General features: G+C 48.7%; 10 protein-coding genes. 3 read left to right on the forward strand and 7 right to left on the reverse strand.

Translation table 11 applies throughout. From position 1 onward, the window contains the following. The first annotated feature begins 27 nt into the window (after positions 1–27). A complete protein-coding gene (locus FJD32_RS00810) occupies positions 28–795 on the forward strand; it encodes a class I SAM-dependent methyltransferase (RefSeq protein ID WP_088586491.1) in 768 nt (255 codons plus the stop codon). A 25-nt stretch (positions 796–820) separates the two neighbouring features. Here the strand turns inward: FJD32_RS00810 and FJD32_RS00815 are convergent, their stop codons facing one another. The 3 genes from FJD32_RS00815 to FJD32_RS00825 all read right to left on the reverse strand — a co-directional run bounded on the left by FJD32_RS00815 (position 821) and on the right by FJD32_RS00825 (position 5554). Continuing rightward, positions 821–2812: a M14 family metallopeptidase gene (locus FJD32_RS00815; protein ID WP_088586492.1), complete on the reverse strand. Its 1992-nt coding sequence runs from the start codon at positions 2810–2812 to the stop codon at positions 821–823. Positions 2813–2943: 131 nt separating this feature from the next. Further along, complete coding sequence (locus FJD32_RS00820; RefSeq protein ID WP_055647596.1) at positions 2944–4062, reverse strand: FUSC family protein; 1119 nt, start codon at positions 4060–4062, stop codon at positions 2944–2946. Positions 4063–4318: 256 nt separating this feature from the next. Then, on the reverse strand, positions 4319–5554 hold the full coding sequence (locus FJD32_RS00825) for a dicarboxylate/amino acid:cation symporter (RefSeq protein ID WP_140907358.1): 1236 nt from the start codon (positions 5552–5554) through the stop codon (positions 4319–4321). 470 nt (positions 5555–6024) lie between these two features. Between FJD32_RS00825 and FJD32_RS00830 the strand changes: the two genes are divergently transcribed. After that, the gene (locus FJD32_RS00830) at positions 6025–6381 is read left to right on the forward strand and encodes a hypothetical protein (protein ID WP_055647594.1); all 357 of its coding nucleotides are present in this window, start codon (positions 6025–6027) and stop codon (positions 6379–6381) included. A 165-nt stretch (positions 6382–6546) separates the two neighbouring features. Here FJD32_RS00830 and FJD32_RS00835 read toward each other — a convergent pair whose 3' ends face one another. The 4 genes from FJD32_RS00835 to hslR form a co-directional block, all read right to left on the reverse strand. Beyond that, positions 6547–8106: an AbgT family transporter gene (locus FJD32_RS00835; RefSeq protein WP_055647593.1), complete on the reverse strand. Its 1560-nt coding sequence runs from the start codon at positions 8104–8106 to the stop codon at positions 6547–6549. A 247-nt stretch (positions 8107–8353) separates the two neighbouring features. Further along, entirely contained in the window at positions 8354–9895 is a 1542-nt protein-coding gene (locus tag FJD32_RS00840) for a phosphoenolpyruvate carboxykinase (protein ID WP_088586493.1), read from the reverse strand. A gap of 199 nt (positions 9896–10094) precedes the next feature. Continuing rightward, complete coding sequence (gene hslO, locus FJD32_RS00845; protein ID WP_037416407.1) at positions 10095–10955, reverse strand: Hsp33 family molecular chaperone HslO; 861 nt, start codon at positions 10953–10955, stop codon at positions 10095–10097. A 36-nt stretch (positions 10956–10991) separates the two neighbouring features. Beyond that, positions 10992–11390, reverse strand: a complete 399-nt coding sequence (gene hslR, locus FJD32_RS00850) for a ribosome-associated heat shock protein Hsp15 (protein ID WP_037416410.1) — start codon at positions 11388–11390, stop codon at positions 10992–10994. 251 nt (positions 11391–11641) lie between these two features. On the opposite strand from hslR, the gene gspC reads away from it, so the two are divergent. Then, entirely contained in the window at positions 11642–12568 is a 927-nt protein-coding gene (gene gspC, locus FJD32_RS00855) for a type II secretion system protein GspC (RefSeq protein ID WP_037427535.1), read from the forward strand. Positions 12569–12583 lie beyond the last annotated feature (15 nt).

Here is a 12583-nt window from a genome sequence, read left to right on the forward strand (position 1 = left end):
TAAAAAGCGTAACCAGAAAGGACTCATATGGATTACTTAACGACCAATAAAATCGCTTGGGATGCCCGCACTCGGGTGCACTTAACCTCGGATTTTTATGATGTTGAAGGCTTTTTGAATGGCAACACATCTCTAACGGAAATCGAGCTGAGTGAGCTTGCGGTGGCGGACAAAAATCTACTGCATCTGCAATGTCATTTTGGTTTAGATACCCTGTCGTGGGCGCGAATGGGCGCAAAAGTGACTGGGGTCGATTTATCCGAGGTGGCGATTGCTGAGGCGCGCAAGCTGGCGTTGCAGACGCAGTTGTCCGCCGAGTTTATCTGTAGCGATGTCTACAGCGTAGCGGGCAAGGTTGAACCGCAAGATATTGTCTTTACCTCCTATGGTGCCATTGTGTGGTTGCCGGATTTAGCACTCTGGGCGCAGACCATTGCGGCGTGTTTAAAGCCCGGCGGACAGTTTTACATGGCCGAGTTTCATCCGGCGCAGCAGCTATTCGATGGGTATAGTTATTTTAATCGCGGTGAGCCAGATATTGAGCAGGAAGGGACTTATACCGAGAATGCCGGTGATGAGCAGCAGACCTTAATGTGCTGGTCCCATAGCTTGTCTGAGGTGATCAATGCCTTATTGCAGGCGGGCTTAGTGTTGGAGTTCATCCACGAATTTGCGTTTAGCCCCTATAACTGTTTCGCAGGGCTAGAGGCGCAAGCCGATGGCCGTTATGTACTAAAACACCAAGGGCAGCATGTGCCCTTGGTATATAGCATTAGCGCGCGTAAGCCTGCTTAATCCTTGCCGTTTTTAACGGCGGGAATTAACGGCTACGGTAGACTGGATACTTAAGATATTGATTATCGTAGTAAGGACTGCGCTCATAGAACCAGCGTAGGCGTGCCTCGGGATCGGCGGCAAACGCTGGGTTTTCTAGCGCTTTGTTAAATTCCGCCTGTAGCTTTGGGTCTTCCTTAAGCATCTTGGCGGCCAGCGGCTCTACTGCGTAGTCCTCAATGTATTCGGTACGGGTAAAGATAGGGTTAAAGAAGCCCCATTGCAGTAACGAGTCCGGTGATTGTGGCTCAAGCAGTAAAATCGCCAGATCGCCTAAGGGTTGATCTGTACTGATTTTCACTGTGCCTGCGGGCAAGGTGGTGGTCAGTTTCGCCAGTGTCGAGTCGGCCTTCACTGTGAGTCGCCCCTCGAACGCTTTGGTATTAAACACCGGATTGCTCAAGCTGTATTGTTGCAATTTAAGCTCAGTCGGTTTGCTTAAACGTGTCATCCGGATGCCGTGTAGAGTTAAGCGGTCGATCACTTGTGTCCACTGGGCGGGAATATAGTAAGCACTCGGGCGAGTGACTTTAATATCGGGCACGGTTTCGGCCATCACAGGTAAATTCGGGTACAGCTTAGGCTCGCCTGTCCAACGCACTACCTCGGTGCCGCTAATCGGACTCTGCTCAAGAGTGTAGTCGATGCCTTTAAAATCCCAGCCTTTAGCCAGTGGCGCCGATTTCCACGTTAACGTGATCAGTGGCGAGGCGCGGTATTTATCCTCTTGAATCGCACTCTTTAACTTGGTCGCTTGGTCGCCCACTGTTTTAAGGGTTTGCTCTAGCATCACATAGGTGCCAAGTACGCGCTGCTTAAAGGGTTTTAAGCTGTGGTTCTCAATCAAAATAGTCGGCAGATGGCGGGCATCACCATAACCATTAGAGAAGCGTGGGCTTGGGTTCCACAGTGACATGCCTTTAGTGATATCGGTATTGTCGATGGCAAAAATCAGTGGACCAGGGATATGGCCTTGGGCTGTTAAGGCCGCTTCTACCGCTGGGCGGTAGCTATTTTCGAGCCAGCGGAAACTGGCGGGACTCAAGCCTTGGGCGAGGTTGTAGCCGAAGGTGATGTCGTATTGGTAATCGATGCCGTCGGTGACATGCACATCGATATACAGATCCGGTTGCCACACATTGATTGCCCGCAGCATATTCTGCATTTCTAAGGTGTCGGCCTTGGCATAGTCACGGTTCAGGTTGAGATTATTGGCATTGGTGCGCCAGCCCATATTCACCGGGCCACGTTGGTTAACGCGATTAAATTCGCCGCTGCGCTCATGGGCATCAACGCTAAACATAGGCACAAACAGCAGGTTGGCTTTTTCGAGTAGCTCGCTTTTGTCGCCTTTGACTATATCTCGCAGTAGCATCATGCCTGCATCTTTACCGTCGATTTCACCGGCATGGATACCGGCTTGCACCAGAATCGTCGGCTTAGTGTTTTGCTTTAGCCGTGCCGATTCGTTAATGCCTTCACTGCTGGCGACATACATCCAAATGTCGCGGCCTTGAGGGCTCTGACCTAGGCTGACTTTTTGCAATTTAGTGGTTTCGGCCGCCAATCGGTCGAGCCATGCGATGGTGTCGTCATAGCTTGGGCTTTCGGTGCCGTTGCTTTGCTCGAAGGGCGTCGCCCATTCGTTATCGGCGCTGAGTAACAGGGCTTCGCTGCCACCATGCCAAGTAATACTCGGCGGGAGAATGGCGTCATTGACAAAGGTATTAGCACGAGTTGGTGTTGCTGCGACTTCGGGAGCGGTTTCTGTCGCGCTCAAAGCGCTACCGCTGGAATTTGTTTCAACCGCGTCGGTTTTAGCGGCCTCAGTGCTGGCAACTTCAGCGTTGGCAGCTCCAGAATTAGTCACTTCGGGTTGTGCGACTTCGGTATTCGCGGCAACGGCTAATTGGGCTGTGAATAATGAGCCCGCCGATAAGCAGGCAATGGCGATAACGGAAGGGGAAAACAAGCGCATGAAAACAGTCCACACATCGAATTTTTATTAGGGCGGTATCTTTTCATTAAGCCCCTACAAGTGCAAGGGCTGCCAAGGGTTTATCTTGGTCTGAGGGAGTGATTTTTCGCTGCTATTCCCGTGGTGACGGCCTATGCGCGCTTGGTAGTTTTATGTAACACGGTTTGTCCGCGATAGGCGACTTCGATAATCTCGATATCGGCGTAGAGCGCTTCGACGGCGATGGCGAGTTGATAGATAAGCCAGCCGTATCCCGTGAGGGCAAATCCCTGTGCGACTTCATTCGCCAAAGGGGGCGAATTCGGTGCCGAGCTGGCCAAGCTAAGTTGTAATCTGTGTTGCAACTCTTGCTCTAGGGCGGTGGGCAGCGTCGGTAAAGCCGCGGTTTTACCCGCAACAAATTCACTAAGGCGTTGCAGATAAGCCGTAAGCTCGGCGGCGACTTTGTTGATTTGGTGGTAAGCCTCTTTGTCGGCCTCCTGCCAGCGGCTCAAAGGTAATAATTCGAGCAGGGTGATCAGCCGCACCTGTTTATTGATTAATTCCGCCAGCAGCACTTTATGTTTTTTTAGGGTTTGGCTTTCCCACTCGAGGGAGAAAAACAGTTTCTTCTGAGTTAATACCGCCTTCATCGCCGCTTCGAGTTCGGCGCGAAAATCTAAATCATGGTTGGCGGGGGCCTGTAAATGTTGGGTCAGCACCTTGGCCATATTATCGATGGCATTGGCGAGCTGACTACGCCAGTCCTGCTTGGCTTTAATCGGGAAGATAAACAGCGACACCAGAATTGCGATAACACAACCCAGCAGAATATTTGCCGTGCGCCATAGCGCCTCAGAGGTATCATGATTAGCATCGCCCACCACGATAATAATGGTGAATCCTGCCACCAGATAGGCATAACTGTAGCGTCCCGCCGAGATAAAACAAATCAGCGTCACCCCTAAAATTAACAGCCCCATAATTACCCAATAGCTGTCGAGTGTGGCCACTAACATCACGCCATAAGCCGAGCCTAAACAAGTGCCTACCGCCCGTTGCAGTGACTTTTCAATCGCACCACCCACCTGTGGCAGACTCATCATAATGATCACAATCGTCACCATGCTCCAAATAAAATGCGGCGGTGACCAAATGGCATTAATGGTGACGGCAATCAGCAGGGCGAGGCCGAGTTTGAGGGCGTGAATGGCGCGGAAATGGCGATATATAAAGTCGGCAAAAGGGCTTGCAGGGGCAAAGACGGACATAATGCAACACTCCTTTGGACTGATGGTAGCCAAGCCATTATCGCAGAAAGGCACTTCGCCCGTGTGGCTTGGCTGATAAAGAAATGCAAATTGCGAGGCGGCGCTGTTTGAGCTTAGTCCAAGGCACCGCCAAGATCACATTAAAGCTAGGTAATTGATATTAAATCAGTAAGATAGCATGCGGTCTGTACAAGGCTCAGTCATAAAAAAGGCTTGAATAAGCAAGCCTATTCAAGCCTTAGGATGCGCGTGCGTGCTAACTCGGTTCTTGAGTCGGTTGCTCCGCAGTGTACTTATCCATAATCACGGCACAGGCGTCACCTGTGATGTTAAGCGCGGTGCGGATCATGTCAAACACTCGGTCGAGGGCGAATAACAGCGGTAAACCATCAATGGGAATACCCGCAGCCAATAGCACTGCGACCACTAAAAATGACGGACCTGGCACACCCGCTTGGCCAATGGCGCCTAAGGTGGAGGTAAAGATAATCGCAGCATAGGCGGTCATTGAGAGGTCAATGTTGTACATTTGCGCGAAAAACATCGCGACCAGACCATAATAAATCGCATTGCCGCTCATATTGATAGTGGCACCTAAGGGCAGCACAAAGGCGGTGGTTGCCTTAGAGACCTTAAGATCTTCTTCGCAGGTTTCCATATTTACTGGCAGCGTTGCCATTGATGACGCGGTAGACAGTGCCATCACCTGCGGCTTTTTCATCGCCGAAATAAATTGGCGTGCCGAGACCTTAGAAAACAGTTGCACCACTATGGGGAAGAACACAAAACCATAGAGCAGAATCGCGGCCACAAACACGGCAAACAGCTTAAATACGACTTCTAAGGCATCAAAACCAAAAGTGCCGACGGAATCGGCCATCAAACCAAACACACCGATAGGGGCAATCACCATCACGCAGTTGATCATCCACACAAAGGCGTCGACGACGGTATTTAACGCCGCCATGATGGGCTTAGCGCCATCACCTTTGACCTTCGTCAGTGCGATACCAAAGAAAATACTAAATACCAGTATTTGAAGGATATTTCCGCCGTTTAGCGATTCGAACACGTTGGTTGGGATCATGCCGATAAAGGTGTCGATCACTCCGGGGAGTGCGCCATGTTCGGCGGTCACTTCCATCAAGCCACTGCCACTGTGGGCGGTAAAGTCAACACCTGCGCCGGGTGTAAACATCTTACCCATCACTAATGCCAAAGCGACGGCAAGGCCTGAGGTGACAATAAAGAAGCCAAAAGTGCCCACACCAATCTTACCTGCCGAGGGGCTATCACCTAAGCTGGCGGCACCGCTGATGATAGAAACCAGTACCAGTGGGATCACTAGCATTTTGATTAAATGGATAAAAATGGTACCAAGCGGTGCGAAGATACTCGCACTTTCACCCATCATAAAACCCACCAGTGCGCCAATAATCATGGCGATAACCACTTGAACACCAATGTTGCCTAATAAACTCTTGCTCTTCATTCTTGCGAAACTCCCCGGTTGCCGCAGCATTTTGTGTCTTAAGACTCGTTATCTATTTACAGGTCAGCCTTTGCTTTTAGCGTAAAAAGCTAAGCCCCGACAGGTTTTTTGGGCGCCTAAGGTATCACAGTTGCTGTAACGGGTTTTGTGAAACATCATCAACCTTGGTATGAAAATAACCAAAACCTAAATAACATAACCTATAAATAAAGAATGTTTAAAAATTATCATATTAAAATGGTTTTTATTTAATTTAGACTTGTTTTTTGTCCATCGAATTGATGAATTGTGATTTAGGCTTTGATGGGCGCAGATATCCTCTCGTATTCTTGGCACCGGTTGAGTCGCGATAATTCCCATCTTTTACTTGTATGAATCTTGAGAGTGGTGAATAGCCAAATAGCCTCCATGACTATTCAACTCTTTGACTTACTCGGTTTTTCCTATGACAACACCATTTCGAGGACATTATGAATATCACTTCATTCTTTGGTAAACCTGAGTCGTTACAGTGCTGGATAAGAAAATGCATCGAACAACCGGGACTAAGTTATTGGCTGGTCTATCAAGATCTTGATCAAGGTGAATCCCTTCAACTGACAACATTGTTGTTCCCGATAGTGGCTGATACTAGGGATCTATCGGATGCCGAAATCGATGCCTTTGAGGATGGCTTAGGCCGGAGTGACTATGGTTATCTGCTAAATACGGATCAAATCGAGGATGTCATTGCTAATCTTAAGCTGCAAAAAGCTCAGCCCAGTGAACAGGAACTGCTTGAAGCTATTATCTTTTACTATGAGCGAGATGCGTTTATCGATATTTAAGTATTTGTATTTATATGTTTTTAATCAGATAAAATGCCGACGTTTTACGTCGGCATCGGCGTTTAAAGCGAGGTGGTAAGTGGTGCAGTGTTTAGTGGTTATTGAGGATCGAGTGCCCTGTTTATTATAAATTCAATGTTGCTAGCACTCGATACTCTTTTCGCCCTAAGGCATTGCTGGGAAAGTGAATGAGCTACCGATACCTAATGGCAGACCTAATGCCCAATATGCCAATAAGAAACCGCTCCAAAGCAGGAGAAAACTGATTGAAAACGGCAGCATCAGCGCCACTAGGGTGCCAATACCTGACTCCTTAACGTATTTTTGGCAAAACACCACTATCAGCGGAAAGTAAGGCATCAGCGGGGTAATGATATTGGTCGACGAGTCGCCTACGCGGTAAGCGGCTTGAGTCAAATCGGGCGATACGCCCAGCTCCATTAACATGGGCACCATAATGGCACCAATCAACGCCCATTTAGCCGACGCCGAGCCGACTAATAGATTGACGAACGCGGTGAGAAACACAATCCCCACCAAAGTCACCCCCATCGGAAGGGCCAATTCCTTTAACGCCAACGCGCCTTTAATGGCCATTAATGCGCCTAAATTGGATTGGCCAAAGGCATAAATAAACTGAGCACAGAAAAAGGCCATGACGATGTAATAACCCATACCGCTCATGGATTTACTCATGCCCTGAATAATCGCTCTGTGGTTGTTTGCCGTGCCAGCGGCATAGCCATAGACAATGCCGGGGATAAGGAAGAACACAAAAATAATCGCCACAATGGAGCGCATTAATGGTGCGGAGGCACTGGTTAAGGCGCCGTCAGTAGCGCGCCAAGCAGAGTTGTCACCATAGGCGGTGAATACTAATCCTAATGCACACAATAACATGGATAGCATCGCAAATCTGAGTCCGCGGCGCTCATGGGGTTGCAGCTCATCAAGTGTGGGGAGTGTTGCTGGATCGCCATTTACCGCAGTGTTTTTTAGGCGCGGTTCGATGATCTTATCGGTAATAAACCAGCCAACTAAGATAATTAACACGGCTGAAGCTGACGTAAAGAAAATATTATTCAGTGGGTTAATTGTTAATGTTGCGGCAGCTGGGTCGGCCGATAATCTTGCGGCCGCCTGAGTTAAGCCCGCTAACATAGGATCAAGACTCGATGGCACGCCCACTGTTGCAGAAAAACCACCGGATACGCCAGCAAAAGCGGCGGCAATACCGGCTAGGGGATGACGACCCGCAGCATAGAAGATCACCGCGCCCAGTGGGATAACGAGTACATAACCTGCGTCAACCGCGACATGGCTCAGGATACCCACTGCGATCAGTACCGGAGTGAGTAAAATCTTGGGTGTCACGGATAAAATTGAGCGCAGCCCCGCATTAATAAAGCCTGTATGTTCTGCAACACCTAAGCCAAGCATTGCAACCAGCACGACACCGAGCGGCGGAAAAGTCACAAAGGTTGATACGAGTGTTGAGGTAAAGGCGGTTAATGCACCGCCTTCGAGCATATTGACGACTTGAATCGGGTTACCCGTTCGGGGATCGATTTCATCAAAACTGACGCCCGATAACCCCCAAGAGATCAGCCAGACCAAGCCTAGAAATAGTGCAAATAATACTGCGGGGTCGGGGAGTTTATTCCCTACTGTTTCGACAGTATTGAGAAATCGCTGGAATCCTGTGGCAGGTTTATGATTTTCCATTTGGGTGCCGCTTCCTAAAAATGATGATTGTTATTGGTGATTATAAAAACGCAGCATTAATTTAAGCTTGGTTTAACTAATCGATAAGAAATAAAACACATAAAAATCTAACGCAGCGACGTTAGTGCGGGTGGGTTTTAGTTACAAAATTAACCGACAAATAAAAAGCGCGGGTTCATCACTGAATCCGCGCTTTTTTACTCAACAATGTGTTTGATTACATTATCTAAATGAATCCGCTACGCGTTTATGCCTTTGGGCCAGCGTTACGGATGGCGTCTGACACTTGATACTTCGCGAAGTTCTTAGTGAAGGCTTCGGCCAGTTTTTGGGCGTATTCGGCGTACAGTGCTTTATCGCTCCAAGTGTTCACTGGGTTGAGTAGATTGCTGTCGACACCGCTAACCGCTACAGGCACCGCGAGGTTTAAGGTATCTAAATGAACGGTTTCAACGTTTTTCAGCTCGCCGCTGACAATCGCATCGACAATGGCGCGGGTGGTTGGGATGTCGAAACGTTTACCAATACCGTGTGGGCCGCCAGTCCAGCCAGTGTTAACTAGGTATACTTGGCTACCGAATGATTCGATACGCTTCATCAGCAGCTCAGCATACACGCCCGCAGGACGTGGGAAGAACGGCGCGCCGAAGCAGGTAGAGAAGGTTGACTGAATCGCAGAGGTTGAGCCGATTTCAGTCGAACCGACTTTCGCCGTGTAGCCAGAGAGGAAGTGGTAAGCCGCTTGCTCTTTGCTCAGGATAGAAACTGGTGGCAACACGCCAGACACGTCGCAGGTTAAAAACACCACTGCGTGAGGCTCGGCGCCACGGTTGTCTTCTTTACGCTGGGCGATATGCTCGAGCGGGTAAGCCGCACGGGTGTTTTCCGTCAGGCTGCTGTCTTTGTAGTTAGGTACGCGGTGCTCGTCCATTATCACGTTTTCCAGCACAGTACCGAAATGAATCGCATCCCAAATCACAGGCTCGTTCTTTTGGCTCAGGTCGATACATTTGGCGTAGCAGCCGCCTTCGATGTTGAATACGCCGCCCGGTGCCCAGCCGTGCTCATCGTCACCGATCAGGAAGCGTTTTGGATCCGCAGACAGGGTGGTTTTACCTGTACCCGACAGACCGAAGAATAGGGTGGTGTCGCCGTCTTTACCTACGTTTGCCGAGCAGTGCATTGGCAATACGCCTTGGGCTGGCAGCAGGAAGTTTTGTACAGAGAACATCGACTTCTTCATTTCGCCAGCGTATTTCAGGCCCGCTAGCAACACTTTGCGCTCGGCAAAGTTTAAGATCACCGCCGCATCTGAATTGGTGCCATCACGCTCAGGAACACAGACGAAGTCTGGTGCGTTGATGATTTGCCATACAGGCTTGTCTTGACGGTTAAATTCTTCTGGGATGATAAAAAGGTTGCGGGCGAACAGTTGGTGCCAAGCGTATTGAGTCGTCACGCGCACTGGCTGGTAATGTTCTGGGTCTGCACCGACTTCGAGGTCAGATACAAACAACTCTTTATCGGCGAGGAATGCTTCTACACGCGCCCATAATCCTTCAAAAGCACCGGGTTCAAATGCTTGGTTGACGGGTCCCCATTCGATATCAGCCGCTGAACTAGGTTCTTTAACAATAAAACGATCGCCAGGAGAGCGACCTGTGCGTGTACCAGTTTTGGCAACCAGCGCACCATTGGCGGTTAATTCACCTTCGCCGCGGAGCAGGGCAAATTCGACCAGTTGTGCTGTTGAGGGGTTGTAATGAACGCGGTTTAATCCATCCGCCATAGTGAGGTCTCCATTGACTTGTATTTGTAAGGTTATTTTTTATCGATCGTCTGCCGATTTTGCTTTTATTTATCGCCCGAGGCGTGCTAGGGGACAAAGTGTGCCGATTGTATCCTATCCGTAGCTAAAGTGTGAGCTGGATCATTGAGGTGGTACAAAAAAGGGCACCCAAGGTGCCCTTTTGACAGTAAGTAAAAACTTACTGCTGGGTATTTGAAGTGGTGCCATTGGCATAGATTGCTGCAACATCAATAGCATCGAATACGTATTTCGCATTGCAGTATTCACAACCCATTTCGACCTTACCGTCTTCCGCCAGAATGGCTTCGACTTCGGCTTGATCGATGGTTTTAATCGCCGCCGCGCTGCGCTCGCGTGAACAAGTGCATTTAAAGCTGACTTCGATAGGATCGAACAGACGTACTTCTTCTTGATGATACAAGCGGTGTAATACGTCCTGCGCTTCTAGGGTGAATAACTCTTCCGCCTTGATGGTCGCTGTCAGCTGACATAAATGCTCGAAGTCGGCATTATGATCTTCTTGGCTTGGTAATATTTGCAGGAACATGCCAGCAGCTTGTTTACCGTCGGCAAATAACCACATTGCTGTGGGTAATTGCTCTGACTGGTTAAAGTAGTCTTCGACACAGGCGGCTAAGGTGGGTTTATCAAGGGCGACCACGCCTTGATAGCGTTCGCCTTCGTCCGGTGTGAGGGTGATAACCATATAACCTTGGCCAAACAGATCGGCTAGGCTGGCATCGTCGGCTAACTCGCCATCCCAGCGTGCGATACCGCGTAATTGCTGCTGGTTATTGCCATTGATCACCGCCAGCGATACTGGGCCATTCCCTTGCAACTGCACGCTAATATCACCGCTAAATTTTAGGGTGGCGGTTAATAAAGAGGTCGCCGCTAGCAACTCGCCGAGCAGGGTTTGCAGCACAGGAGGATAGGCATGTGAGCCTATTACCTGCTGATAGCTATCTTGCAATTGCACCAGTTCACCACGCACATCGGCATTATCGAATAGGTAGCGGTGTAAAATATCTTGGGTCATTTTGTATCTCACTATTAGGTAACTTTTACGTAATTCTTAGCATTCTTTAAATCGGATAAGTTGGCGTCGTTGCTTTTTATCCGGTTTATGGTCGGGTGCAGGATTATTAAGAATATTCAATCGTCTTGCTTCGGCATTTAACGCGCGTTTAGCGATGCTGGCGGCGGTTTCTTCGTACAATTCCTGTGCAATTGATGCACTTTGGCGTGATTCTGATAATTTTTTTATGACGATCTCTTTATCGTCATAACCTTGTCGTATCTTAAGGACGGCACCTATCTCAGCATTCTTACTAGATTTGGTGCGCGCACCGTTGTAATGTACTTTGCCGCCGTTGATCATTTCTTTGGCTATGGCTCGGGTTTTATAAAAACGTGCGGCCCATAACCATTTATCGAGTCGAACGCTGCCACTGTCGCCTGAACTTTGTGTCATAGTGTCTCCAAGATAAAAGATCGATGAGTTCACATGCTGAGTAATAAAATGCCTAAGTCGCATTGCTATTATGTTAAAGAGTGGTGCGCTTCACACCCTTTTTAGGCGGGCAAAGTTAGCATAAATGGCCAATTTTCGCCAATTGCAATACTGTTATGGGGTTGTTGCCAAATGCGGCCTAGGTTAGCATGTGGCGAACATGATAATTTTTATAATCAGAACAGAGACCTGTATTGAGGGTCCACATAAATATGGATTTATTAGATAACGTTATCGCAAAAGCTGCAGGTATTCCGCATAAGCCGTTGAGTCAGGTTGTTTTCTGGCTTGGTTTTATTCTGAGTTTACTCTTAGCCGCGCAAATTACATGGAAACTCGTGCCTACCACCTCTTCTCCTACAGCATGGTCTCCCACTGCGGTGACCACGGCGGGTAAAGGGGCTGGGCAAATTGATCTGGCAGGATTACAGCAACTCGCACTTTTCGGCAAAGCCGACGCCAAGGCGGATAAACCTAAAGTCGAAGTGGTCGAAACCGTAACCGATGCGCCAAAGACTTCCCTTTCTATTCAACTGACGGGGGTGGTGGCATCCACCGCTGACCAAAAAGGTCTAGCGATTATTGAATCCAGTGGTAGCCAAGAAACCTACAGCTTGGGTGATAAAATTAAGGGTACATCCGCTTCGTTAAAAGAAGTCTATGCAGACCGGATTATCATTACCAATGCGGGTCGCTATGAAACCTTGATGCTTGATGGTTTGGTTTACACCAGTCAAAGCCCAGCGAATCAACAATTACAAAAGGCCAAGAGCGGAAAAGCTGAAGTCGTTAGCCGAGTGGATCAGCGCAAGAATGCTGAAATCTCTCAAGAGCTGGCCGAATCTCGCAGTGAACTCTTAGCCGATCCCAGTAAAATTACTGACTATATTGCGATTTCGCCCGTGAGACAGGGAGAAAACGTTGTTGGCTATCGCCTCAATCCTGGCAAAGATGTGAACCTATTTAAGCAAGCAGGCTTTAAACCCAATGACCTTGCTAAATCGATTAATGGATACGACCTGACCGTAATGAGTCAGGCGTTAGAAATGATGAGCCAATTGTCTGAATTAACTGAAGTTTCTGTTATGGTTGAACGGGAAGGGCAGTTGGTTGAAATCATGTTTAGTTTGCCGCAATAACACGCGTTAGGGGAA

This window comes from Shewanella sp. LC6 (assembly GCF_006385735.2).
Classification (GTDB): Bacteria; Pseudomonadota; Gammaproteobacteria; order Enterobacterales; family Shewanellaceae; genus Shewanella; species Shewanella xiamenensis.

Bases quoted from the DNA above. Each gene is read 5' to 3' on its own strand.
- FJD32_RS00810 (WP_088586491.1), top strand. From the start codon at position 28: ATGGATTACTTAACGACCAATAAAATCGCTTGGGATGCCCGCACTCGG.
- FJD32_RS00815 (WP_088586492.1), bottom strand. From the start codon at position 2,812: ATGCGCTTGTTTTCCCCTTCCGTTATCGCCATTGCCTGCTTATCGGCG.
- FJD32_RS00820 (WP_055647596.1), bottom strand. From the start codon at position 4,062: ATGTCCGTCTTTGCCCCTGCAAGCCCTTTTGCCGACTTTATATATCGC.
- FJD32_RS00825 (WP_140907358.1), bottom strand. From the start codon at position 5,554: ATGAAGAGCAAGAGTTTATTAGGCAACATTGGTGTTCAAGTGGTTATC.
- FJD32_RS00830 (WP_055647594.1), top strand. From the start codon at position 6,025: ATGAATATCACTTCATTCTTTGGTAAACCTGAGTCGTTACAGTGCTGG.
- FJD32_RS00835 (WP_055647593.1), bottom strand. From the start codon at position 8,106: ATGGAAAATCATAAACCTGCCACAGGATTCCAGCGATTTCTCAATACT.
- FJD32_RS00840 (WP_088586493.1), bottom strand. From the start codon at position 9,895: ATGGCGGATGGATTAAACCGCGTTCATTACAACCCCTCAACAGCACAA.
- hslO (WP_037416407.1), bottom strand. From the start codon at position 10,955: ATGACCCAAGATATTTTACACCGCTACCTATTCGATAATGCCGATGTG.
- hslR (WP_037416410.1), bottom strand. From the start codon at position 11,390: ATGACACAAAGTTCAGGCGACAGTGGCAGCGTTCGACTCGATAAATGG.
- gspC (WP_037427535.1), top strand. From the start codon at position 11,642: ATGGATTTATTAGATAACGTTATCGCAAAAGCTGCAGGTATTCCGCAT.